Source organism: Methylobacterium sp. J-092, from assembly GCF_022829325.1.
In the GTDB taxonomy this organism is placed as follows: domain Bacteria; phylum Pseudomonadota; class Alphaproteobacteria; order Rhizobiales; family Beijerinckiaceae; genus Methylobacterium.
The window spans coordinates 150,212-174,290 of record NZ_JAKSXU010000128.1 but is presented as its reverse complement, the minus strand read 5'-3'; the positions used below and the strand labels follow the sequence as shown (position 1 = coordinate 174,290).

Annotated in this window: 22 protein-coding genes and 1 tRNA gene; 6 read left to right on the top strand and 17 right to left on the bottom strand. The window is 72.0% G+C overall.

The features are described from left to right. Nucleotides 1-15: 15 nt before the first annotated feature. Together MKK60_RS15570 and MKK60_RS15565 are read left to right on the top strand one after the other, a co-directional pair. A complete protein-coding gene (locus MKK60_RS15570; RefSeq protein WP_147842700.1) occupies nt 16-345 on the top strand; it encodes a DMT family transporter in 330 nt (109 codons plus the stop codon). A gap of 80 nt (nt 346-425) precedes the next feature. Beyond that, nucleotides 426-509 (top strand) — tRNA-Tyr (locus tag MKK60_RS15565). A gap of 167 nt (nt 510-676) precedes the next feature. On the opposite strand, the gene MKK60_RS15560 is transcribed toward MKK60_RS15565, so the two are convergent. Further along, a complete protein-coding gene (locus MKK60_RS15560; protein ID WP_243986994.1) occupies nt 677-1,420 on the bottom strand; it encodes a YggS family pyridoxal phosphate-dependent enzyme in 744 nt (247 codons plus the stop codon). Between the two features lie 283 nt (nt 1,421-1,703). Here MKK60_RS15560 and leuS point away from each other — a divergent pair, with 283 nt between their 5' ends. Continuing rightward, a complete protein-coding gene (leuS, locus tag MKK60_RS15555; RefSeq protein WP_147842702.1) occupies nt 1,704-4,304 on the top strand; it encodes a leucine--tRNA ligase in 2,601 nt (866 codons plus the stop codon). A 187-nt stretch (nt 4,305-4,491) separates the two neighbouring features. Here leuS and MKK60_RS15550 read toward each other — a convergent pair whose 3' ends face one another. The 3 genes from MKK60_RS15550 to MKK60_RS15540 all read right to left on the bottom strand — a co-directional run bounded on the left by MKK60_RS15550 (nt 4,492) and on the right by MKK60_RS15540 (nt 6,481). Beyond that, entirely contained in the window at nt 4,492-4,857 is a 366-nt protein-coding gene (locus MKK60_RS15550) for a response regulator (RefSeq protein WP_147727221.1), read from the bottom strand. 150 nt (nt 4,858-5,007) lie between these two features. Continuing rightward, nucleotides 5,008-5,577, bottom strand: coding sequence for a hypoxanthine phosphoribosyltransferase (gene hpt, locus MKK60_RS15545; protein WP_147727220.1), 570 nt, complete (start codon nt 5,575-5,577; stop codon nt 5,008-5,010). A 79-nt stretch (nt 5,578-5,656) separates the two neighbouring features. Next, the gene (locus tag MKK60_RS15540; RefSeq protein WP_243986992.1) at nt 5,657-6,481 is read right to left on the bottom strand and encodes a zinc-ribbon domain-containing protein; all 825 of its coding nucleotides are present in this window, start codon (nt 6,479-6,481) and stop codon (nt 5,657-5,659) included. A 149-nt stretch (nt 6,482-6,630) separates the two neighbouring features. Here MKK60_RS15540 and ftsE point away from each other — a divergent pair, with 149 nt between their 5' ends. From ftsE to MKK60_RS15525, 3 genes are all read left to right on the top strand, one after another. Then, on the top strand, nt 6,631-7,374 hold the full coding sequence (gene ftsE, locus MKK60_RS15535) for a cell division ATP-binding protein FtsE (protein ID WP_147729645.1): 744 nt from the start codon (nt 6,631-6,633) through the stop codon (nt 7,372-7,374). Continuing rightward, complete coding sequence (locus tag MKK60_RS15530; RefSeq protein ID WP_243936981.1) at nt 7,374-8,345, top strand: cell division protein FtsX; 972 nt, start codon at nt 7,374-7,376, stop codon at nt 8,343-8,345. The genes ftsE and MKK60_RS15530 overlap by 1 nt, the downstream gene beginning before the upstream one ends. 181 nt (nt 8,346-8,526) lie before the next feature. After that, nucleotides 8,527-9,324, top strand: coding sequence for a YdcF family protein (locus tag MKK60_RS15525; RefSeq protein ID WP_409567411.1), 798 nt, complete (start codon nt 8,527-8,529; stop codon nt 9,322-9,324). A 118-nt stretch (nt 9,325-9,442) separates the two neighbouring features. On the opposite strand, the gene MKK60_RS15520 is transcribed toward MKK60_RS15525, so the two are convergent. The 13 genes from MKK60_RS15520 to MKK60_RS15460 form a co-directional block, all read right to left on the bottom strand. Then, nucleotides 9,443-10,099: a hypothetical protein gene (locus tag MKK60_RS15520; protein ID WP_243951640.1), complete on the bottom strand. Its 657-nt coding sequence runs from the start codon at nt 10,097-10,099 to the stop codon at nt 9,443-9,445. Between the two features lie 61 nt (nt 10,100-10,160). Further along, complete coding sequence (locus MKK60_RS15515) at nt 10,161-10,547, bottom strand: hypothetical protein (protein ID WP_147729483.1); 387 nt, start codon at nt 10,545-10,547, stop codon at nt 10,161-10,163. 384 nt (nt 10,548-10,931) lie between these two features. After that, nucleotides 10,932-11,270, bottom strand: coding sequence for a hypothetical protein (locus tag MKK60_RS15510; RefSeq protein ID WP_409567207.1), 339 nt, complete (start codon nt 11,268-11,270; stop codon nt 10,932-10,934). Beyond that, the gene (locus tag MKK60_RS15505) at nt 11,267-11,734 is read right to left on the bottom strand and encodes a PTS sugar transporter subunit IIA (RefSeq protein WP_147729862.1); all 468 of its coding nucleotides are present in this window, start codon (nt 11,732-11,734) and stop codon (nt 11,267-11,269) included. The genes MKK60_RS15510 and MKK60_RS15505 overlap by 4 nt, the downstream gene beginning before the upstream one ends. 134 nt (nt 11,735-11,868) lie before the next feature. Then, nucleotides 11,869-12,471 carry a ribosome hibernation-promoting factor, HPF/YfiA family gene (hpf, locus tag MKK60_RS15500; protein WP_147729861.1) on the bottom strand — a complete coding sequence of 201 codons (603 nt, stop codon included), beginning with the start codon at nt 12,469-12,471 and terminating at the stop codon, nt 11,869-11,871. 218 nt (nt 12,472-12,689) lie between these two features. Further along, nucleotides 12,690-13,781, bottom strand: coding sequence for a catalase family protein (locus tag MKK60_RS15495; protein WP_243986990.1), 1,092 nt, complete (start codon nt 13,779-13,781; stop codon nt 12,690-12,692). Between the two features lie 119 nt (nt 13,782-13,900). Beyond that, nucleotides 13,901-15,451, bottom strand: coding sequence for an RNA polymerase factor sigma-54 (rpoN, locus tag MKK60_RS15490; RefSeq protein WP_147859997.1), 1,551 nt, complete (start codon nt 15,449-15,451; stop codon nt 13,901-13,903). A gap of 412 nt (nt 15,452-15,863) precedes the next feature. Next, complete coding sequence (locus MKK60_RS15485) at nt 15,864-17,486, bottom strand: ABC-F family ATP-binding cassette domain-containing protein (RefSeq protein WP_243986988.1); 1,623 nt, start codon at nt 17,484-17,486, stop codon at nt 15,864-15,866. 70 nt (nt 17,487-17,556) lie between these two features. Then, nucleotides 17,557-17,910, bottom strand: a complete 354-nt coding sequence (locus MKK60_RS15480; protein ID WP_187274913.1) for a hypothetical protein — start codon at nt 17,908-17,910, stop codon at nt 17,557-17,559. A gap of 96 nt (nt 17,911-18,006) precedes the next feature. Then, nucleotides 18,007-21,135 carry an efflux RND transporter permease subunit gene (locus MKK60_RS15475; protein ID WP_243986987.1) on the bottom strand — a complete coding sequence of 1,043 codons (3,129 nt, stop codon included), beginning with the start codon at nt 21,133-21,135 and terminating at the stop codon, nt 18,007-18,009. A gap of 13 nt (nt 21,136-21,148) precedes the next feature. After that, on the bottom strand, nt 21,149-22,822 hold the full coding sequence (locus tag MKK60_RS15470; RefSeq protein ID WP_313901132.1) for an efflux RND transporter periplasmic adaptor subunit: 1,674 nt from the start codon (nt 22,820-22,822) through the stop codon (nt 21,149-21,151). A 98-nt stretch (nt 22,823-22,920) separates the two neighbouring features. Further along, nucleotides 22,921-23,301 (bottom strand): hypothetical protein, encoded by a 381-nt coding sequence (locus tag MKK60_RS15465; protein WP_243986971.1) that lies wholly within the window; start codon nt 23,299-23,301, stop codon nt 22,921-22,923. A gap of 11 nt (nt 23,302-23,312) precedes the next feature. Further along, on the bottom strand, nt 23,313-23,876 hold the full coding sequence (locus MKK60_RS15460; protein WP_243986969.1) for a helix-turn-helix domain-containing protein: 564 nt from the start codon (nt 23,874-23,876) through the stop codon (nt 23,313-23,315). Nucleotides 23,877-24,079: the final 203 nt, after the last annotated feature.

The following is a 24,079-nucleotide window of genomic DNA, read 5'->3' as shown; positions in this document are numbered from 1 at the left end:
GGGAGTGCAGCGGCCGTGAACTGGATCTATCTGGCGATCGCGATCGTCGCCGAGGTGATCGGCACCAGCGCGCTGAAGGCCTCCGCCGGGTTCTCGCGGCCGGTGCCGCTGCTGATCACGGTCGCGGGCTACGGCGTCGCGTTCTTCTTCCTCGCGCTCACCCTGCGGACGATCCCGATGGGGGTCGCCTACGCGGTCTGGTCGGGCGTCGGCATCGTCCTGATCTCGCTCGTCGGCTGGCTGGTGTTCCGCCAGGGCCTCGACGCCCCGGCCCTGATCGGCCTCGGCCTGATCGTCGCCGGCGTGGTGGTGATCAACGGCTTCTCGAGCACCGCCGGGCACTGAGCCGCCGGCCGCGCGGCACGGTTGACACGCCGCCCCCCCCTCACCATAAGGGCCCCGCGCGGCCCGATGGGCTGTCCTTTGGGGGAATGTCCCGAGCGGCAAAGGGGGCGGACTGTAAATCCGCTGCGTAAGCTTCGTAGGTTCGAGTCCTACTTCCCCCACCACGTCCTTCCTTGCGATCATCACCGGCATCGCCCTGCTTCGCACGGGCCTTGCCGCGCCGGGCGAGCCTCCGGGCGGTCCGTGACGGCGGCGGATTTCGCCCTGCGACCGCAGGGTCCGCCGGCTCGCCCAAGGCAACCTTCCGTCGCCGGCGACGACACGGCGCGGATCAGGCCTTCCGCGTCCGCGCCCCGAAGATCGACGTGCCGACCCGGACATGGGTCGCGCCCATCTGGATCGCGGCCGGGTAATCGGCGCTCATGCCCATCGAGAGGATCGGCAGGTTGTGCCGCCGGGCGAGCGCGGCGAGCAGGGCGAAGTGGGCCGAGGGCGGGTCCTCCACCGGCGGCACGCACATCAGCCCCTGGATCGCCAGCCCGTGGGTGCCGACGCATTCGGCGAGCAGCACGTCGAGGGCGTCGGGCGAGACGCCGCCCTTCTGCGGCTCGTCCCCGGTGTTGACCTGGATCAGCAGCTTCGGCGTGCGCCCCGTGCGGGCGATCTCCTTGGCCAGCGCCGCGGCCAGGGACAGCCGGTCCAGCGAATGGATCACGTCGAACAGCTCGACCGCCTCGCGCGCCTTGTTCGATTGCAGCGGCCCGACGAGGTGGAGCTCCACGTCCGGGTAGCAGTCCTTGAGCGCGGGCCACTTGGCGCGCGATTCCTGCACGTAGTTCTCGCCGAACAGGCGCTGGCCGGCTTCGAGGGCCGGCAGGATGCCCTCGGCCGGCACGGTCTTCGAGACGGCGATGAGGCGGATGCCGGCGGGATCCCGCGCGCAATCCTCGCTCGCCCGGGCGATCCCGGCCAGCACCTCGGCGAGGCCCGCGGCGACGTCGGCCTCGCCGACGGGCGGCTTGCCGGAGATCGGTGGCTCCGAGGTCGGGGGCGTATCGATCGGCGTGTCGGTCATTGAAGTCCTTTGGGCGGGTCGTCCGGCCATCGCCGGGGAAAGGTGGGCGGGCCCGCGGCGCTGTCCAACGCCGCCGCGCGGGTGAGGGCGATTCTGCACCTCAATGCCGGGATCGCGCGCCCGGCGCAAAGCCATCTGTGCTTGCATCCGCCACAGGGATCACGCGCCGATGGATCGGCCTCGATTGCCACGCCGGCAGATCCGTTGGCCGAGCCCGCTGCGAATGTGCTAACGCCGCCGCTTCCCCGGTCCGCCCCGCCCGATCCCGGTTTTCGACGACGCCATGACCCATCCTCCCAGCCACCAGACCCTCGAGCGCTACAACGCCAAGGATTCCGAGCCGCGCTGGCAGGAGGCCTGGGCGCAGGCGCGGCTGTTCGAGACCGACAACGCCGACGCCCGCCCGAAATACTACGTGCTGGAGATGTTCCCCTATCCGTCGGGGCGCATCCACATGGGCCACGTGCGCAACTACGCGATGGGCGACGTGGTGGCGCGCTACAAGCGGGCCAAGGGGTTCGCGGTGCTGCACCCGATGGGCTGGGACGCTTTCGGGCTGCCGGCCGAGAACGCCGCGATCGAGCGGAAGACCAACCCGCGGGACTGGACCTACGCCAACATCGCGACGATGCGCGGGCAGCTGCAATCCATGGGCCTGTCGCTCGATTGGAGCCGCGAGATCGCGACCTGCGATCCGGACTACTACAAGCACCAGCAGCGCATGTTCCTCGACTTCCTCGGCAAGGGGCTGGTCACGCGCCGCACCGCCAAGGTGAACTGGGACCCGGTCGACCACACCGTGCTCGCCAACGAGCAGGTGATCGACGGGCGCGGCTGGCGCTCGGGCGCGCCGGTCGAGCAGCGCGAGCTGACGCAGTGGTTCTTCAAGATCACCGACTTCGCGCAGGATCTCTACGACGCGCTCGACGGTCTCGAGCGCTGGCCGGAGAAGGTCCGGCTGATGCAGCGGAACTGGATCGGGCGCTCGCAGGGGTTGCAGGTCCGGTTCGCCCTCGCGACGGCGGTCGAGGGGGTCGGCGAGGCGATCGAGGTCTACACCACCCGGCCCGACACCCTGTTCGGCGCGCGCTTCCTGGCGATCGCCGCCGACCATCCCGTGGCGGCGGCCCTGTCCGGCGCGAACCCGGCGCTGCAGGCCTTCGTCGACGAATGCCGGCGCATGGGCACGGCGCAGGCGGCGATCGACACGGCGGAGAAGCTCGGCTTCGACACCGGGCTCACCGTGCGCCATCCGCTCGACCCGTCCTGGACGCTGCCGGTCTACGTCGCGAACTTCGTGCTGATGGAGTACGGCACCGGCGCCGTCTTCGGCTGCCCGGCGCACGACCAGCGCGATCTCGACTTCGCCAACAAGTACGGCCTCGGCAACACCCCCGTGGTCTGCCCCGAGGACCAGGATCAGGACAGCTTCGTCATCACCGACACCGCCTTCGACGGCGACGGGCGGATGATCAACTCGCGCTACCTCGACGGCATGACGACGGGCGAGGCCTTCGAGGCGGTGGCGAACCGCCTGGAGGCGGAGGTCCTCTCCGGCCGGCCGGTCGCGGCCCGCAAGGTGCAGTTCCGCCTGCGCGACTGGGGCGTGTCGCGCCAGCGCTACTGGGGCTGCCCGATCCCGATCATCCACTGCGAGGCCTGCGGCCCCGTGCCGGTGCCGGTCGCCGACCTGCCGGTGAGGCTGCCCGAGGAGGTCTCGTTCGACCAGCCCGGCAACCCGCTGGAGCGCGACCACGCCTGGCGCACCGTGCCGTGCCCGTCCTGCGGCGCTGCGGCGCGGCGCGAGACCGACACGATGGACACCTTCGTCGACTCGTCCTGGTACTACGCCCGGTTCACCGCGCCGTGGCTCGCCGACCGGCCGACCGACCCGGCGGCGGTGAACCGCTGGCTCGCTGTCGACCAGTATATCGGCGGCATCGAGCACGCGATCCTGCACCTGCTCTACGCGCGCTTCTTCATGCGGGCGATGCAGGCGACCGGCTGGTCCGGCGTCTCGGAGCCGTTCGCCGGCCTGTTCACCCAGGGCATGGTCGTCCACGAGACCTACAAGGACGCGGCCGGCGCTTGGGTGCCGCCGGCGGAGGTGCGGTTCTCGACCGAAGACGGCGAGCGACGCGGGTTCCACGTGAAAACCTCGGCGCCCATCGCGATCGGCCCGATCGAGAAGATGTCGAAGTCGAAGAAGAACGTCGTCGACCCCGACGACATCATCGCCTCCTTCGGCGCCGACACCGCGCGCTGGTTCATGCTCTCGGATTCGCCGCCGGAGCGCGACGTGATCTGGACGGAGGAGGGCGTGCAGGGCGCCGCCCGCTTCGTGCAGCGGGTGTGGCGGCTGGTGAACGCCGCCGTCTCGGCCACCGGATCGGGCGGCGGCGACGCGGCCTTGCGCAAGGCCGCGCACAAGGCGCTCGCCGCCTTCGGCGAGGATGTCGAGCGCCTGCGCTTCAACCGCTGCGTCGCCCACGTCTACACCCTCGCCAACGCCCTCGAGGACGCGTTCCGCGGCGGCGCCTCGGCGGCGGCCGGCCGGGAGGCCGCCGGCATCCTGGTCCAGCTGATCGCGCCGATGATGCCGCACCTGGCCGAGAGCTGCTGGGCGGTGCTCGGCCGCGACGGGCTGGTCGCGCAGGCGCCGTGGCCCGGCTTCGACCCCGCTTTGCTGGTCGAGGATACGGTCGCGCTCCCGGTGCAGGTCAACGGCAAGAAGCGCGCCGACGTCACCGTCCCGCGCGACGCCGACGCGGCGGCTGTCGAGGCCCTGGTGCTCGCCGACGAGGCGGTCCGGCGCGCCCTCGAAGGCCGGACGCCCCGCAAGGTCATCGTCGTGCCCGGGCGGATCGTGAACCTGGTGGTGTGAGGAGGGGCTGCCCCCTCCCCCCTTAAGCGGGGGAGGGTGGCCCGCGCAGCGAGTCGGGAGAGGGGAGCGGCATTTCCGGATACGGCGCTCCCCTCTCCCGACCCTCGCTGACGCGAGGCCCACCCTCCCCCGCTTAAGGGGGGAGGGAAGAGGCGTGCGATCGCTCGTGGATCGACCGAACGTCGTCTCAGGCCGCGAGCGCCCGGCTCACCGTGGCGCGCAGGTCCGCCAGCGAGAACGGCTTCGTCAGCACGTCGGTGACGATGGCGTCGAGGCCGCGCGCGCGCTCGCGCTGGTCGGCGAAGCCGGTCATCAGCAGGATGGTCAGGTCGGGGAAGTCGCGCTTGGCCGCGAGCGCCAGCGCGATGCCGTCCATCAGCGGCATGCGGATGTCGGTGAGCATCAGGTCGAAGGCGCCGTCGGATTCGTTCAGCCGGTCGAGGCCGTCGCTGCCGTCGATCGCCGTGACCACGGCATGGCCGTCGATCTCGAGGCCTCGCTTGAGGAAGCCGCGGACCGTCTCTTCGTCATCCACCAGAAGGATGCGCGCCATGTCGCCTGTATTCGATCCACCGAGGGAAGGCCGTCCGGCCCGGACACGTCTAGAGATCGTCTAAACATCGGCCGTCCTGTCAAGACATTTGAGGACGAAAAGCCTGGAAGTGCCGGAGGGTTGCGAAAATGCCGCGTCCCGAAACGCGGTTCAGGCCCCGCCGAACAGGTCCGGATCTTGGCTGTCGTAGTCGACGACGCCGACGAAGGGGAGCTGGCGGAAGGCGTGGGCCGCATCCATGCCGTAGCCGACGACGAAGGCGTCGGGGCAGGTGAAGCCGACGAAGTCGGCGTCGATCTGCACCGCGCGCTTGCCCGGCTTCTCGAGCAGCACCGCGGTGAGGACGCGCGAGGCGCCGCGGGCCATCAGCAGGTCCTTGGCGAAGACCACCGTGCGGCCGGATTCGAGGATGTCGTCGACGAGCAGCACGTCGCGGCCGCGCACCTCGCTCTGGACGTCGCGCAGGATCTCGACCTGGCCGGAGGAGATCGTGCCGGTGCGGTAGCTCGACAGGTGCACGAACTCGACCTGCGGCGACAGCCCGACCCGGTGCAGGGCCCGCAGCAGGTCGGCGGCGAACATGAAGCTGCCCTTCAGCACCGCCACCACGAGCAGGTTCTGCGGGGCGGCCGCCTTGATCTCGCGGGCCAACGCCTCGTTGCGCGTGGCGATGGTGGCTTCGTCGAAGAGGACGCGGACGCGTCGGGAGGGCGTGGTCATGCGCCTCCATACCCTATTCCGGCGCCGTCCGGCCACGGGCCGCCGGCGGAAAATCGACGGCGGCGCGGTCGCCCGCGACCTACTCCGCTTTCGCCGTCTCGGGTCTGGCCGTCTCCGGCTTGCTCGTCTCCGGCTTGCCCGCATCCGAGAACCGGACCTCGATGCCGCGGCCCCGCTCGGGCGGATCGGAAAACCGGCCGGCGAATCGCGCGGTCTCGCCCTGTGCCAGCCGGCTGCGCGGCGGGGCGATGGTGTAGGTCCTCACGACGCCCGCGGCGGCGTCGCGCATCACGACGCTGATCGGCGGCACCGGCACGCCGCCGCGGGCGATGCCGACGAGGTCGCCCTCGACCGCGAGCTCGGCCGGCTTCTCGCCGTCGGCCGGGGTGCGGACCGCGGCGACGTCCCGGATCTCGAGGCCGCGCAGGTTCACCGGCAGGCCGATGCGGGCGAACAGCCCGGCCGCCTGCGGCAGCGCCTGCACCACCGGCACGCGGGCGAGGCAGGCGAGCGGGATCGCGGCCAACACCACGAGGCAGGCGGCCAGGGCCGGCGACAGCCCGGCGATCCCGCCCTTGCCCTGGTTCCGGCCGAGCGGCTTGTAGCCGAGCTTGGCCTTCTTCGCCCGCGTGCCGCGCGGCGGTGCGGGGACGTTGTCGATGGTGTCGGCCGTCGCGGCGCTGCGCACCGCGGCGGAGGCCTCGGCCCAGGCATCCTCGGAGACCGTCTCGTCGGCGCCGGGGCTTGCGGCCTGCAGCTCGGCCTCGTGGGCGGCGATCACCTCGGCCGGCGACACGAACCAGGTCTCGCGGCAGGCGGCGCAGCGCACCGAACGCCCCTCGGTGCCGACGCGGGCGGTCTCGATGCGATATTCGCTGGCGCAGGTCGGGCAGACGATCAGCATACGCGGCACGCTCGTTGGCGGGGGCAGCCGGGCGGGACCTGCGGCGAAAACCCTTGGGCGATCGTCTTCGGTTAGGGTTAAGCTCCGGTGAAACCGCCGGGAGCCGGCTTGAAATGGCCATGCGCGGCGGTCATCCCGGTGCGGACGGCATGGACCGGGACGGAACGGGAGCGAACGGGCCCTTGCGCGAAACGGCGACGACGAAAAGCCTGCTCTCCGGGGCGGAAGGGCCTGTGGTCCAGTTCGAGAACGTCGGCATGCGCTACGGCCTCGGGCCGGAGGTGCTGTCCGACGTGAGCTTCCGCATCCAGCCGCACTCGTTCCAGTTCCTCACCGGGCCGTCGGGGGCCGGCAAGACGACGCTGCTGCGGCTGATCCTGCTCTCGGTGCGCCCGACCCGCGGGCTGGTCTCGGTGTTCGGCAACGAGGTCAGCGGCATCTCCAGCGCGTCGCTCACCGGCCTGCGCCGCCGCATGGGCGTGGTGTTCCAGGATTTCCGCCTGCTCGACCACCTCACGACCTACGAGAACGTGGCGCTGCCGCTGCGCGTCCAGGGCCGGGCAGAGACCAGCTACCGGGCCGAGGTCGTCGAGCTGCTGCGCTGGGTCGGCCTCGGCGAGCGCATGCACGTGCTGCCGCCGCTGCTCTCGGGCGGCGAGAAGCAGCGCGCGGCCATCGCCCGGGCGCTCATCGCCCGGCCCGACCTGCTGCTCGCCGACGAGCCGACCGGCAACGTCGACCCGAGCCTCGGGCGCCGCCTGCTGCGGCTCTTCCTCGAGCTGAACAAGCTCGGCACCTCGGTGATCATCGCCACCCACGATTTCGGGATCATGGACTCGGTCGATGCCCGCCGGATGGTGATCGGCGACGGCCGCCTGCGGATCGAAGGCTGATGGACACGACCCGCGAACGCAGCCAGGCCGCCAGGACGGCCCCGGACAGGGGCGCGGTCGATCCGGCGCTGCCCCCGACCCTGCGGCGCAACGCGCCCCTGGTCCCGACCGATTCGGCCGCGAGCCGCTCGCTCGCCGCCGTCATCGCCATCCTCACCTTCCTCGCGGGCCTGTGCGCGGGCGCGGCCGAGATCGTCGCGTCGAGCGCCGGCCAGTGGCAGGGCACCGTGGCGCAGGAGGTAACGATCCAGGTACGCCCGGCCCCCGGCCGCGACCTCGACGCCGACATCGCCCGGGCCGACGCCATCGCCAAGGCCGAGCCCGGCATCGCCGCGACGCGGGTGTTCTCCAAGGCGGAGGCCGAGCGCCTGCTCGAGCCCTGGCTCGGCAGCGGCCTCGACCTCTCCGACCTGCCGGTGCCGCGCCTGATCACCCTGAAGCTCGGCGACCAGTCCCCCGACCTCAAGCACCTGCGCGCCGGCCTCGCCGAGGCGATGCCGGGGGTCGCCAGCCTCGACGACCACGCGCTCTGGCTGCAGCGGCTCTCGACCGCGGCCAACACCTTCGTCGGCATCGGCGTCGGCATCGTCGCGCTGGTGCTGGTCGCCACCGGCCTCGCGGTGGCGTTCGCCACCCGCGGCGCCATGGCCGGAAACCGCGAGGTGGTGGAGGTGCTCCACTTCGTCGGCGCCGACGACGACTTCATCGCCCGCGCCTTCCAGCGCCGCTTCTTCGGGCTGGGGCTGCGCGGCGGGATCATCGGCTCGGCCGCGGCGCTCGCCGCCTTCGCGCTGGCCGGGCTGCTCGCCCGCACCTGGCGCTCGGGGCCGGCGGGCGACGAGGTCGAGGCCTTGTTCGGCGCCTTCCACATCGGCTGGCGCGGCTATGCCAGCGTGATGGCGATCGGCGTCATCGCCTCGCTCGTCACCGCCGTGATCTCCCGGCTGACCGTGCGGCGGTTCCTGGCCTGAGTCGCGCGTCCGGCCGGTCCGGCATCGCGCCCCGCCGGGCATAGGAGACGAACGGTTCCGAAAATCCCCGTGATCGGAAGTGCTTGGCCGTGCGTTAACCCTCCGGAAAGGATTTGCGTCCGCAAATGCCGCCTCCGCCCCGCCGCAATCGGCGCTATTCTCCCGGAGCATGACCACGCGTATGGCGCGCGCCTTCGATCCGAGACAGGCCGGCCCCGGCGCCGAGCTCACGGGCTGGGCCTGGGACGCCCGCCCGAGGGCGATGCCGGCGGCCGCGCCCGCCGCGCGGCCCGTCGGCCCGATGGCGCTGACGATCCTCGGCCTCGCCGGCCTCGGCGCGGTCGCGCTGCTCTCCGGCTTCCTCGCCTTTGTCGCCGCGCTCGACCGCAGCGAGCGGGTGCTGCAGGGCCGTGCCGACGGGATCGTCGCGCTGACCGGCGGCGCCCAGCGCATCGGCGACGCGATCGACCTGCTGGCCGGCGGCTACGGCCGGCGCCTGCTGATCACCGGCGTCAACGAACGCACCAGCCGCGACGAGATTGCCCGGCTCAACCCGACGCAGCGCCACTGGATCGATTGCTGCGTCGACCTCGACTACCGCGCGCGCAACACCATCGGCAACGCCATCGAGACCCGGCGTTGGATGCGCCACAACCGCTTCAGCACCGTCGCGGTGGTGACCTCGAACTACCACATGCCGCGGACCCTGATTGAGCTCGACCACGCGCTCCAGGGCGCCGACCGGATCGTGCCCCATCCGGTGATCGCCGAAGGCTTCGACGCCGCCGATTGGTGGCACAGCCCCTCGGCGACCAAGCTGCTGGCGTCCGAATACCTGAAGTTCCTGGTCGCCTGGGTCCGCACCCGCTTCGAGACCGACCCGGAAAGCTCGCGCGTCGCGATCCTGATCGGCCGCGGCAAGCCGGTGAAGGCGCCGGTGCGGATGGTCGCCGAGCCGCTGCTGCGCGATCTGCAGTAGGCCGCCCGCGCCGCTCGCCGGCCCCACCTCATGAAAAAGCCCTGCGTGCCGGGGCATCGCAGGGCTGATCGTGGGCACCGTCGCCGAGGCGACGGGCCGATCGAAGGCTGAGCGTCGCTCAGAGCGGCTTGGCGGGGTAGGTGCGCACGCCGGGGCGGGCAGCCGCACCCGAAGGAACGCCCTGGCTCGCCGTCGCGCCGGACGGGTCGGTCGCGGTCAGCGCCGGGCCGCTCCAGCCCTCGGACCGCCAGCTCTGCGACCGCTCGTCGACGTTGACCGAGCCGTGCTGCTCGAGGATGTCCATCGCCGTCGTGGCGTGGGCGTCGTCCGTGCGCACCGTCACCAGGGTGCCGCCGCGGCGGATGCCCTCGTTGTAGGTGTGGGCGTCGTTCTCGCTGATCCCGGCGCCGGTGAGCGCGCCGACGAGGCCGCCCGCGGCCGCGCCGATGCCGGCGCCCGTCAGGGTCGCGACCAGCCAGCCGGCCGCCACGACCGGCCCGACGCCGGGGATGGCGAGCAGGCCGAGGCCGGTGAGGAGGCCGGTCGCGCCGCCGACCACCGTGCCGAGCGAGGCGCCGGTCCCGGCTCCCGTCTCGGCCTTGTGGGCGGTCTCGGCATGGTCGCCCGTGCCGAGCCGGCCGGCATGCCGGTCGCCCTCGTTGTTGCTGACGACGCTGATGTCGCCGTGCGAGATGCCGGCCGCCTCGAGGCGGGACACCGCGGTGCTAGCCGCGTCGTAATCGTCGTAGAGCGCCGTGATGGTTTGCTGAGCCATGGTCAAATCCTGGATGTCGTGGGAATTGCGTGCCTGCGCCTCAGCCGTCCGGGGACGGCGATCACTGCGCGGCGACGTTGCCCTTGAAGTCGACGCCGACCTTGACCGGCTTGCCGTTCAGCATCGCGTCGCCGCGCCAGATGCCCTTGTCGTCCTTCATCAGGCCGCGGACGTCCTTGTAGCCGGCATCCTCGAGGCGCTTGTGCGTCTGGGCTTCCGTGAAGCTGTTGGCGCCTTCCTCCAGCTTGGCATGCGCGGCCGCGTTGGCGGTGGCGGGCTTGCCGGCGTCGGGCCTGTCGGTGTTCGGACGCGTGACGGCTTCCTGGCCACCGGACTTCTCGCTGGACTTGGCGTCCGGAGCGGGGTTGCCCGTCGTCGTGGTCTGTGCGGACACGGTGCCCGTACCGAGAAGGGTGACGAGCGCGATGGCGGTCAGATAGCGTTGCAAGGCGGTTTCCTCTACTGTTGGTCCCCTTCAATTCCTTCGTGGCGCGAAGCGTTCCACTTTATATTTTGCGAGAACATCGTGTCGGCGGCTAACGACGGCGACGAGCTTTGCGATCACGCACGGCTTGCTTGGGAAATATTTCGCAGCGGTTGCCGCAGCGTGCGCGATGACCAGGACGCGCGCGAAACATCGCGCTCTTCCCTCCTCCCGACGGATCTCGGGCTTGCCCGAGATCCGCACCCTGTGTGCCCAAGGCGGGCAGGCCCGACTTGGGGACGGGGGAGGGAAGAGGCGTCGCGGCTTCGGTTGCAGGGATGAGAGCCGGGAGCGAAACGACGGCACGGGGCCGGGCCGATAGGAACCGGCCTCCACCCCCCTTCACGATCACCCGCGGCAGCGGGCCTTGATCGCGGCGGAGAATTCCTTCTCGGAGTCCTGGACCTGGGTCAGCCGGGCGCCGCGCTCGGAGCCCGAGAGGCAGCGGCCGTAGACGCCGGCGACGCGGCGCATGGTGTCCACGTGGCGGCGCCAGATCCGGCAGGCCTTGGCGTCGTCGCCGTCGGCCTGCTCGAGCTGGTCGAGCGCCTGCCGCTGCATCGATTGGGCGACGAGCACGTCGCGGGCGCAGGTGCCGTCGGCCGCGCCCTGCTGCGCCGCGGCCGCCGCGGGCATGGCGAGGAACGCCGCGAGCGCGGCCCGGCGCAGGATGCGAGGCCCGCTCATGCGGCCTGCGAGGCCGAGGTGTGGGTGAGCAGCGCGTAGAGGGCGTGCCCGTCGCGGGCCGCGCGGATCCGGTCGAGGATTCCCGGCTCGCGCAGGATGCGCGCGACCTGGGCGAGCGCCTTCAGGTGGTCGGCGCCCGCGCCCTCGGGGGCGAGCAGCAGGAAGGCGAAGTCGACCGGGCGGCCGTCAAGGGACTCGAAGTCGACCGGGCGGTCGAGGCGGGCGACGAGCCCGAACAGCCGGTCGAGCCCCGGCAGCTTGCCGTGCGGGATCGCGACGCCGTCGCCGATGCCGGTGGAGCCGAGGCGCTCGCGCTGGAGCAGGGTCTCGTAGACGTCGCGGGCGTCGAGCGCCGGCAGGCGGCGGACGGCCTGGGCGGCGAGGTCCTGCAGCACCTGCTTCTTGGCCCGGGCGCGGAGCGAGGGCACCACGGAATCCGGATCGAGGAATTCCAGCATCGGCATTGAAGGACCGCCCGTCCGATCGAAAGCCATGGGGGCCCCGCCCCCATGAAGAGGGGGCGCGCCGCGTTGTCCGCGCGGCCCAACCCCGAAAACATCAATCCCCGCGCCGACGGGCCGGTTCCGGCTCCCTCGGCTCAGGCCGCGGCGCTCGGCGGGTCGACCCAGCCGATCGCGCCGTCGCTGCGCCGGTATACGACGTTGATGCGGCCGGTGCCAGCATGGACGAAGACGATCACCGGGGCGCCGGTGAGGTCCAGCGCGGTGACCGCCTCGCTCACCGAGTGGCGCTTGAGGGTCTTGGTGCTCTCCGCCACGATCGGCGGATGGTTCGAGCCGTCGTCGGGCTCGTCCTCGTCCTCCTCCGGAGCGGCGAAGACCGCATAGGCCGCCTCGACCGCGGCGCCGTTCGGGCCCCCGTTCGGCCCTTGGGCGTGCTCCTTGAGCCGGTGCTTGTAGCGGCGCAGGCGCTTCTCCAGCCGGTCGGCGGTCTGCTCGAAGCTGGCGCGGGCGTCGTGCGCGGTGGACGACGCCTCGATGGTGAGCCCGGAGACGAGGTGCAGCACGCAGTCGGTGCGGTAGGCGGTGCCGTCGCGCCGGAGCGTGACGTGGCCGGTGCTCGAGTCGTTCATGTGCCCGTCGAGATACTTGGACAGGGTCGCCGCCATCCGCTCGTCGACCCGGCCCCTGAGGGCTTCGCCGAGGTCCAGGCCGTGGCCCGTGACGCGCAATGACCCCATGTATCCTCCGGTTTGGTTGACCCTGGTCTCTTGCCCGCGGATCGAGGCCCGCGGGATTCGGCGGAACGCCGACCCGCCGTCGCAGCGGGGGACGGAGTTAAGGAGCCGGCGCAGGGGAAGTCAACGGAGAGAGCCGGCCCCTCCGGCGGCGGCCGCGACCCCGGGGCGAACCCGAAGCCGCGGCGCCCGAGCGCGCACCGGCCTCGACCGCCGGCGCGTCACCCGCCCGCTCGGTCGCCGCCGGCCGGCTCGTGGATCGGGCAGCCGTTGAAGCGCTCGCGGAACGCGGCCGAGTGCTTGTAGGGCGCGTTGCGCGCCCGGTTGATGTTGCCGAGCGGCCGGTGGGCGGCGAGCCCGGTCCAGACGCTGAAGCGCATGCCCTCGTCGACCGCCTGCACCCGGCCCGGCTCCCAGCTGTCCTGCGGCCGGACGGTGATCAGGCCGACCCGCTGGAACGGCGCCTCCGCCTCGTCCCACTCCACCGTCGGATCCTCCACCGGCTGGCGTTCGAGGTCGCGGCAGAGCTGGACCCGGAAATCCCACACGCCCTCGATGCCCCGCATCTCGGACTGGACCGTCTCGCGGATCGCGTTCGGTCGCCCCGAGGCGTCGATCTCGGTGCCGGTGAGCGCGGTCAGCGCCGGGGCGACGGGGGCGACCGAGAACTTCGCGATGTGGTCGCCGTACCGGAACGGGGTGACGCTGTAGTAGGTCTCGCCGAGCGGATCGACGTTCGGTGCGCCGCCGAGCGCGCCGATGGTCGGGCTGTCGATGCCGACCGCGTGCAGCGCCTTGTTGACCCCGCGCAGCACGGTGGAGGCGGCGACCTTCAGGCCCTCGGCCCGGTCGGTGGTGCCGGCGAGCAGCTTCAGGCTGCCCAGGAACTTGTCGGCGTTCGGCGCCTGGAACACCGTGCCGTTGACGAAGATGAAGTTCTGCGTGGTGCCCTCGGCGTCGGGCAGCCGCTCGCCCGCGACGTCGAGCACCTTCAGGGCGAGGCCGCGCGGCAGCGAAACGGCGTCGGGCAGGATGTCGCCCGCGTTCGTCGAGAGCCGCAGGTAGACCTTGTGCTCGCCGGGCGTGGCGAACAGGCCCTGCGCCAGCTCGGGCGGCAGGTCCGCGTCGATCCTGAGCACGCCCTCGAGGATGCCGTGCGCCTTGGCGTGGACGGAGCGCACCGCGTGCCCGGAATCCTCGGCCACCGTCTTGAGGATGGTGTCGAAGGTCTCGTTGAGCTTGTCGATCGTCCGCCCTTCCTCGACGGTCACGGTCTCGACGTCAGGATTGTAGTGAACCGGGCTCGCGAGCATGCAACGTCTCCTGAACTTGCTTGCGCACAACCAATCATGTCCGGATCCGTTCCCGGTTCGACCCTCGGGTCCAGGCTATAGGCCGCCGCGGACGGCGCACGCGACCGGTTCGCGGGCTCTCAGCGCGCCATCATCGCCCCGGGCTGCATCCCGCCCTGCGCATAGCGCTCGCGCCGGCGCTCGATCGAGGACGGGATCCGCAGCGATTCCCGGTACTTCGCCACCGTGCGGCGGGCGATGTCGACGCCCTCGCCGCGCAGCTTCTGCACCAGGGCGTCGTCGGAGAGCACGTCGTCCGAGGTCTCGCCGTCGACGAGCTGCTTGATGCGGTGGCGCACGGCTTCCGAGGAATGCGCGGCGGTGCCCGCCGCGCCCGGGATCGCGGCGGTGAAGAAGTACTTCATCTCCAGGGTGCCGCGGCTGGTGCCGATCGCCTTGTTGGAGGTGACGCGCGAGACGGTGGATTCGTGCATCCCGATCGCCTCGGCGACCGTCTTCAGGTTCAGCGGCCGCAGGTGCGCGACGCCGTGGACGAAGAACCCGTCCTGCTGGCGCACGATCTCGGTGGCGACCTTGAGGATCGTGCGCGCGCGCTGCTCCAGGCTCCGGGTGAGCCAGTTCGCGGTCTGCAGGGCCTCGGAGAGGAACGCCTTGTCCCCCTCGGCCTTCGCACCCCGGACCACGCGGGCGTAGTAGCTCTGGTTGACCAGCACCCGCGGCAGCGCCTCGCCGTTCAGCTCCACCAGCCAGGAGCCGTCGGGGGCCGCGCGCACGAACACGTCGGGGATCAGCACCTCGACGCCGCTGGAGCCGAAGGCCCGCCCGGGCTTGGGGTCGAGCCGGCGGATCTCGGCCAGCATCTCGACGAGGTCCTCGTCGTCGACGCCGCACAGGCGCCGCAGCGCCGAGAAATCGCGCTTGGCCACGAGGTCGAGGCGGGAGACCAGCGCCTGCATCGCCGGGTCGAACCGGTTCTGCTCGCGCAGCTGGATCGCCAGGCACTCGGCGAGGTCGCGCGCGGCGATTCCGGCCGGATCGAAGCTCTGGACGAGCTTGAGCACGCCCGCCACCCGGTCGAGGGAGGCGCCGAGGCGCTCGGCCACCGCGTCGATCGATTCGCGCAGGTATCCGGCCTCGTCCACCGCATCGATCAGGAAGCCGCCGATCAGCCGGTCGGTGGCGTCGCGGGTGGCGAGGTCGAGCTGGCGGCCGAGATGCTCGCGCAGGGAGGTCTCGACGGTGAGCGTCGCCTCGAAGTCCGGCGCCTCCGAATCGAAGCTGCCGCCGGTGCTGCCGTAGGGCGCGGGCGTCAGCGAGAGCATGTCGCCGGTGGCCGCCTCGCGGATCGGGCTCGGCGCGTCGTCGGGGTAGACGTTGTCGAGGCGGGCGTCGAAATCGCCGTCGATCTCGCCGCGGCCCGGGTCGACCTCGGCGGCGGTCCACTCGGCGGCGCCCTCGAAGGTCTCGGCGGCGGGTTCCGCGCCCTCGGCCGGCCCCTCGGACGGCTCGGCCTCGGCGCGCTCCAGGAGCGGGTTGCGCTCCAGCTCGGCGTCGACGTAGGCCGCGAGATCGAGCTGGGAGAGTTGGAGAAGCTTGATCGCTTGCAGAAGCTGCGGTGTCATCACCAGGGACTGGCCCTGGCGCATTTCCAGCCGTTGCAGCAAACTCATCGCGTGGCCTCGGTCCTCTTCGGTGAACAGGCCGCGCCCCGCGTTATTGCGCTATAGGCACGGTTCTTGCTTAAGCCCTAGTGAAACGCTGTAAACCGATCCCGGCCGCGCGTCAAAGCGTGATGGCCGGTCGTCGCGTTGGTTCGGGGGACGGTGGCACCGGCGCCACAGCCATGGGGGGCGCCCGTCCCGCTCGCCGACCCGGCCGCGCACGAAGGCCTCGCGCGCCGCAGCGGCGCGATCCGGCTCGGGAATCGTGCCGGATCGGCCGGCCGGCGGGGGCGCGGTTCGGCACTCGCGCATGCGGCGATCGGGGGCGATGGCCGCCACCCCGCAGCCGTCGCCATGGCGGCGCGGGACGTCGCGGATGCGGTCGAGGCGCCGCAGCTCGTGCCGCGCTCCGGTCCCGTGCTCAGCTGCGCAGGCCGGGCGCCTCCTGGCCCGTGCGGGCGACGTACTCGGTGTAGCCGCCGCCGTACTGGTGGATGCCGTCGGGCGTGAGCTCGAGCACCCGGTTCGAGAGCGCGGCCAGGAAGTGGCGGTCGTGGCTCACGAACAGCATCGTGCCCTCGTAAGTGGAGAGCGCGTCGATCAGCATCGCCTTGGTGCCGATGTCGAGGTGGTTGGTCGGCTCGTCGAGCACCAGGAAGTTCGGCGGGTCGAACAGCATCTTGGCCATCACCAGCCGCGCCTTCTCGCCGCCCGAGAGCACCCGGCAGCGCTTCTCGACGTCGTCGCCCGAGAACCCGAAGCAGCCGGCGAGCGCGCGCAGGGAGCCTTGGCCGGCCTGCGGAAAGGTGCTCTCCAGGTCCTGGAACACGGTGAGGTCGCCGTCGAGCAGGTCCATGGCGTGCTGGGCGAAGTAGCCGAGCTTGACGCTGCCGCCGACCGCCACCGTGCCGTCGTCGGGCTGGGCCGAGCCCGTCACGAGCTTCAGCAGCGTCGACTTGCCGGCGCCGTTGACCCCCATCACGCACCAGCGCTCGCGCCGGCGGATGCCGAAATCGAGGTTTTGGTAGATCGTGCGGCTGCCGTAGCGCTTGTGTACGCCCTTCAGCATCACGACGTCGTCGCCCGAGCGCGGCGCCGGCTGGAACTCGAACGCCACCGATTGCCGGCGCTTCGGCGGCTCGACGCGCTCGATCTTGTCGAGCTTCTTCACCCGGCTCTGCACCTGGGCGGCGTGGCTCGCCCGCGCCTTGAAGCGCTCGATGAACTTGATCTCCTTGGCGAGCATCGCCTGCTGGCGCTCGAACTGCGCCTGCTGCTGGCTCTCGTTGAGCGCACGCTGCTGCTCGTAGAAGGCGTAGTCGCCCGAGAAGGTGGTCAGCGTGCCGCCGTCGATCTCGATCACCTTGCCGACGATGCGGTTCATGAACTCGCGGTCGTGCGAGGTCATCAGCAGCGCGCCCTCGAACCCCTTGAGGAAGGATTCGAGCCAGATCAGGCTCTCGATGTCGAGGTGGTTGGAGGGCTCGTCGAGGAGCATCACGTCCGGGTTCATCAGCAGGATGCGGGCAAGCGCCACGCGCATCTTCCAGCCGCCGGACAGCTTGCCGACGTCCCCGTCCATCATCTCCTGGGAGAAGCTCAGGCCGGCCAGCACCTCGTAGGCCCGGCCTTCGAGCGCGTAGCCGTCGAGCTCCTCGAAGCGCGCCTGGACCTCGCCGTAGCGGGCGATCAGCGCGTCCATCTCGTCGGCCCGGTCGGGATCGGAGAACGCCGCCTCCAGCGCCTTCATCTCCAGGCCGACGGCGCTGACCGGGCCGGCGCCGTCCATCACCGCCGAGACGACGCTGCAGCCCGACATCTCGCCGACGTCCTGGCTGAAGTAGCCGATGGTGACGCCGCGATCGGTGGCGACCTGGCCCTCGTCGGGCTCCTCCTCACCGGTGATCATCCGGAACAGGGTGGTCTTGCCGGCGCCGTTGGGGCCGACGAGGCCGATCTTCTCGCCCTTCTGCAGGGCGGCGGACGCCTCGATGAAGACGATCTGCCGGCCGTTCTGCTTGCCGATCTTTTCGAGGCGTATCATGCGGTCAGGGACCCTCGGGATGGTCCCGCGGGCCTTACGGCATCGGGCCCGCGACCGGAAGGGCGCCGGGCTATCGCGCGAAGCGGGCCTGCAGGCTGTGCCCGTGCATCCGCGCCGAGAACACCACCTTGGCGCCGGCGGGCAGCGGCCCCTTGAGCGCGCCGACCATGCGGTTCGGCGCGGCGCCGGCGAGCGGCACCGTCTCGGTCCCGGCCCCGGTCTGGACGAAGGCCTTGCCCGTCAGCCCCGCGGTCGCGGCCGGGCCGCCGTCGTCGTCGGTGACGAAGAACGTCAGCGCGGTCTCCGACGCGACGAGCTCGATCGGATGCCCGTCCGCCACCACCACGACGCCGCCGTTCGGGCCGGCGGCGCGGGCCGGGGCGGCGAGGGCGAGGAGGAGGGCGATGGCGAGGACGGGGCGCATGGACGGCTCCTGGGTTTTACGGGGTGGCGACATTGGTTCAGCAGGACTAGGTGCGTCTTCCCTCCCCCGCAGAGGGGGGAGGGAAGTGACGCACCGTCAAAACGCATCGGCCGTCGCAACCCCGGTCGGCGCCTCCGCCCGGGCGGCGGCGCGCAGGCGCTCCACCGGCCGGCGGCCGAAGCCGAGGAACAGGATCGGCGTCAGCACCGTGTCGAGCAGCGTCGCGCTGATCAGGCCGCCGAAGATCGTCACGGCGACCGGGTGCAGGATCTCCTTGCCGGGCGCGTCGGTGCCGACGAGCAGCGGCGCCAGCGCGATGCCGGCGGCGAGCGCGGTCATCAGCACCGGCGTCAGCCGCTCCAGGCTGCCGCGAATCACGAGGTTCGGCCCGAACGGCAGGTCCTCGTGGATCGCGAGGTTCAGCCAATGGCTGATCTTGAGGATGCCGTTGCGCGTCGCGATGCCGGTCAGGGTGATGAAGCCGATCATCGAGGCGACCGAGAGCGGCTGCCCGGCGAGCCACAGGGCGACCACCGAGCCGATCAGCGCCAGCGGGATGCTGCCGAGGATGATCAGCGTCAGCACGGCCGAGCGGTAGCGGCCGTAGAGCAGGGTGAAGACCAGCGCCAGCGACACGAGCGAGAGCAGGCCGATGGTGCGCGCCGCCTCGCCCTGCGCCTGGAACGCGCCTTCGAGGCTGGTCGCGTACCCGGCCGGCCACCGGGTCGCATCCACCTGCTGGCGGATGGCGGCGACGACCCGGCCTATGTCGGCGCCGGGCGCGGTGTTGGCCTGGACGACGATGCGCCGGCGCGCGTTCTCGCGAAGGATCTGGTTCGGGCCGTCGGTCTCGCGGATGTCGGCGATCTGGCGGGCCGGCACCCAGCCGGAGGGCGTCTCGACCAGGAGGTCGCCGAGCGCCTGGGTGGTGCGCTGGGTGTCGGAGAGCCGCATCACCACGTCGAAGCGGCGGATGCCGTCAACCACGCGCGAGACCACCTGGCCGTTCGACAGCCGGCTCAGCTGGTCCACGAGCGCCGCCGGCTGCACCCCGTACAGGGCGGCCCGCGCATAGTCGACGCGGACCTCGAGCTGCGGGATCAGCACCTGCTTCTCGACCTGCAGGTCGGCGATGCCGGGGATCGCGGACAGGCGCTGGCGCAGGTCGTCGGCGAGGCGCCGCAACGTATCGAGGTCGTCGCCGAAGATCTTCAGCGTGATCTCGGCGCGCACCCCCGAGAGCATATGGTCGAGCCGGTGCGAGATCGGCTGGCCGACGTTGACGGAGACCGGCAGCAGGGCGAGGCGGGCGCGGATGTCGGCGACGAGGGCGTCCTTGGGCCGGGCGCCGGGCTTCAGGTCGACCTCGAGGTCGGAGGAGTGGACGCCCTCGGCATGCTCGTCGAGCTCGGCCCGGCCGGTGCGGCGGCCGACCGAGCGCACGTCCGGGATCTCGAGGAGCAGGCGCTCGGCCACCAGCCCCATCCGGTTGCTCTCGGGCAGCGAGATGCCGGGGTTGAACGCCATGTTGACGGTGAACGAGCCCTCGTTGAACGGCGGCAGGAAGGCGCGCGGCAGCCACGTCGCCGCGACGGCGGCGGCCGCGACCGCGAGCCCGGCCGCGATCAGGATCGGGCGCCCGCGGGGCAGGGCGACGCGCAGGGTCGCGGCGAGCGCGCGCTTGAGCCCGCGGATCAGCCCGCTCTCGTGCTGGTCGAGGCGCTTGAGGCCGGGCAGGAGGTAGTAGGCCATCACCGGCGTCAGGGTGATCGAGACCACGAGGCTCGCCAGGATCGCGACGATGTAGGCCTGCCCCAGCGGCGCGAACAGCCGGCCCTCGATGCCGGAGAGCGCGAACAGCGGCACGAACACCAGCACGATCACCATCGTCGCGTAGACGATGCCCGAGCGCACCTCCTGCGAGGCGGAGACCACCACGTCGAAGGTCGAGCGCGGGTCGCCCGCCGCGCGGTTCTCGCGAAGGCGCCGGAAGATGTTCTCGACGTCGACCACGGCGTCGTCGACCAGCTCGCCGATGGCGATGGCGAGCCCCCCGAGGGTCATCGTGTTGATCGACAGGCCGGCGAGATGGAAGGCGATGGCCGTCGCCAGGATCGAGACCGGGATCGCGGTGAGCGAGATCGCCGTGGTGCGCAGGTTCAGCAGGAACGCGAACAGGACGACCGCCACCACCGCGATCGCTTCCACCAGCACTTGCTCGACATTGCCGATCGAGGTCTCGATGAAGTTCGCCTGCCGGAAGATCAGCCGGTCGGCGCGCACGCCCTTCGGCAGGGTGGCGGTGATCTCGGCGAGCGCCGCCTCGATCCGCGCGGTGAGCGCGACGGTGTCGGTGCCGGGCTGCTTCTCCACCGAGATCACCACCGCCGGCGCGCCCATGTAGCCGGCATCGCCCCGCTTCACGCGCGCCGAGAACGACGCCTCCGCCACCTGCCGCAGGAAGACCGGCCGCCCGTCGACCGTGGCGACGACCATGTTGCGCAGGTCGTCGAGGTCCATCGTCCGGCCGAGGTTCCGGATCAGGTATTCGCGGGCGTACTGGTCGGTGAAGCCGCCGCCGGTGTTGGTGCCGAACTGCGCCAGCGCCGCCTCGAGCTGGGCCTGCTTGACGCCGAGCGCCCGCAACGCGGCGGGCTGCGGCGCGACGCGGAACTGGCGGACCTCGCCGCCCATCGGGATCACCTGCGCGACGCCGGGAATCGAGAGCAGGCGCGGCCGGATCGTGAAGTCGGCGATCTCGCGCAGGCGCATCGGATCGACCGTGTCGCCGGTGAGCGCGACCATGACGATCTGCCCCATGATCGAGGAGATCGGCCCCATCGTCGGGCTCACCTCCGCCGGCAGCTGCGGCCGCGCCATCGCAAGGCGCTCGGCCACCTGCTGGCGGTTGCGGTAGATGTCGGTGCCCCAGTCGAACTCGACAGTGACCACCGACAGCCCGACGCCGGAGACCGAGCGCACCCGGGTGACGCCGGGCAGCCCGTTCATCTGCGTCTCGAGCGGGAAGGTGACGAGCTGCTCGACCTCCTGCGGCGCGAGCCCTTCGGCCTCCGACATGATGGTGACGGTGGGCCGGTTGAGGTCGGGGAAGACGTCGACGGGCAGCCGCGTGACGGTGAAGGCGCCGTAGACGACGAGGATCGCGGCGACGGCGAGCACCGCCAGCCGGTTCCGCAGGGCCTGGGTGACGAGGAGCGTGAACATGCGCGGGCTCCCGTCAGCGGATCTGGTTGAGGAGCTCGGCGCCCTGCGTCACGATCCGCCGGCCGGGCTCGAGCCCGGAGACCACCCGGACGCGGGCGGCGTCGAGGGGCTCGACCTGGACCTCGCGCGGCGCGAAGCGCTCGGGGGCGACGTGCTCGTAGACCAGGGTCTGGCCGTTGCCGCCGCGGACCACGCCGAGCCGCGGCAGGGCGAGGCCGGTCTGCTGCGTGTCGGTGGCGGCGAGCACCGTCACGAACTGGCCGGTGCGCAGCTCGGGCGGCGCGTCGCGCACGGCGAACTGGATCGGCACCGCCTGGGCCCGGTCGGCGAGGCCGGCGCCGCGATAGGCGAGCTCGAGCCGTCGGCCGTCGGCGAGCCGCGCGGTGGCGTCGGCGGTGCTGGCGAGCGCGTCGAAGCTCAGCGCCTCGACCCAGAGCCGGGACGGGTCGACGATCTTGAACACCATCGCGCCCGGGCTCGCCATCTGGCCGGCGACCGCGTTGGCCTCGGCGATCACCCCCGAGACCGGCGCGGCCAGCGCCTCCGGCTGCGAGCGGACGCCGTCGAGCGCCGTGCGGCGGTCGACGAGGCCCTTCAGCTCGGCATCCGCGTCGTCGATCTGCACCTGCGAGACCGCGCCGCCGGGGCTCAGCTTGCGGTAGCGCTCGACCCGGCGCGCGACGATGGCGATCTGCTGGTCGAGCTCGCCCTGGCGCTGGCGCATGTCCGACACGTCCACCGCCTGGACCGGCGGCGTGACGAAGGCCAGCACCTCGCCCTTGCGCACGCGGGTGCCGAGGCGCGGGAACAGGCCGGATTCCGGCGGCGACAGCCGGCCGCCGACCGAGGATTGCACCACGCCGCTGCCGTTCGGGTCGGCGATGATCCGGCCGGGCAGCTCGGTCGTCCGCGCCAGCACGCCCGACGCGGTGACGAGGGTGCGCAGGGTCAGCACGCGCTGGGTGGGTTTCGGCACGAACACCGACCCGTCGGGCAGGCGGCGGGCGAGGTCCTGGGCGCCGGTGGCGGCCATCGGGGTCGGGGCCTCGTGGTCGTCGTCGCCGTGCGCGAAGGCCGCCGGCGCCAGCACGAGCCCGGCCGCGAGCACGACGAGGGCGAGTGCCGCGCCGCTCCGGCGCCCGCGCATCAGCACCGTCGCGAGGATGCCGAGCACGAAGCCGGCGCCGCCGACGAGGAACGGCATCGGGTCGGCGCTGCGCAGGTGCGCGCCGAAATCGTGGGCGACGGCGAGGCCGGCATGCCACGGCGCAGGCTCGGGCGTCGGGGCCGGCGGTACCGGCACGTCGAGGTCGACCGGGAACAGGTCGGTCTTGCCGCCGACGGTCACCGTGAACAGCACGTCGTAGTCGCCGGGCACCGCGCTCCAGGGGGCGTCGAGGCGGTAGCTGCCGTCGGGGCCCGCGACCGCGGCGGCCTTGCCCGCCGGCGTCTCCGCCTCGATCGTCGCGTCGGCCACGGGCTCGTTGGTGTCGGCGCGGTCGAGGAACACCGTGAGCCTGCCGTCGCGCGCCACCGCGACGAGCTCGAGCGCGTCGGTGCTCGACGCGCCGCGCGGGGCCTCGACGGCGGGCGCCGCCTTCGGCCCGTCGGAATGGTCGTGGCCTTCGTGGGCGCGCGCCGCGCCGGCCCACAGGCCGAGGTGTGAGCGCGGCCGCCGCGAGGGCAGCCGGGAGCCGGATCGTCATGGGAGAGCAACCTTCGCATCGGGACGGGCGCGACTCGTCGGGACGAGCCGCGTGGCGCGCCGGGGCGGCGCGCGCAGCCTCAGGCGAAGGGTCTGGGGGGCTCGGGAAGGGCCTCGGATACGGCGCTCGGGCGCACGGAATCCGGCCCCATCGCGACGCGGTCGCCGCTCGGGCGGGCGGCGCGGACGCCGTCCCCGTCCGAGGCCGCGACGAAGACGTGGGCGCAGCAGCAGCCCAGGCAGGCGAGGCAATCCGCCCGGTCGGCGGCGGCCTCCGGCGCGGCGATCACGGCGGCGACGCCCGGGGCGGCCTTCGAGGCGTTCCCGACGCGCGCATGCCCGGCGCCGGGGTGGTGGGCGTGCCCGGCATGCGCCTGGGCGAAGGCCGGGACCATGACGAGAAGCGCCGCGACCCGAAGGATCGCAGCGAGCCGTCGCAGAAGGTGCCGGGCCTGTCGCATCGTGCGTGAGCCTAGCACGATTCGGGCTTCTGGACAGGGCGTCGAAGCGGGTCCACCGGGGCGTGGCCTTCCCCGGCGCGAAGGGCGGACGCCGCATCCGCTTCGGTCGCGGCTCCGCAGGTGGCGAGGGCATCGACGACCGCTTCGGGGTGGCGATGGATCGTCCAGATCAACGTCATGGCCGTGGCGTTCGGCCTGGACTTGCCCTGTTCCCAGTTCTTGACGGTCGCTTCCTCCAGCCCGAACCGGAGCGCGAACTGGGCTTGCGAGAGATGCAGGGCCTCGCGCACGCTTCGGACGGAGATCGGGTCGGGTGCATGCTTGCGGACGGCGATGCCCAGCGCCGTCAGTTCCGCCGTCAGCCGGCTCAGGCTCTCGACCTTCGGCACCTCGACATAGGCCTCGCCGGTGTCGAACACGTCCGTCATGACCGCGTGAGCCGCCTTCACCGGAAGATGCCTACGGACCAGGGCGCGGGCCGCCGCCACCGTGTCGAGGTGCGCGTCCGGCAGCCGCTTGAGGCTGAGGCGCTCTACGGAGCCGTCGGGGACGAGGGTCCCGTCCCGGATTTGCACCCGTGGTCCGAACGCCGCCAACAATGTGGATCGCGTCGACATCCAATTCCTCCATGACCCCCTGCGCGATGTCGCGGAGCACGGACGCGCCCCACTTCGTCATCGGGTCGCCGCCGACGTGCATGCCGTTCAGCTCGAGGGATCGCCCCGAGAGCGTCACCTCGGCCATCACAGCGAGCGAACCCCAGGGGGTCCGCACCTCG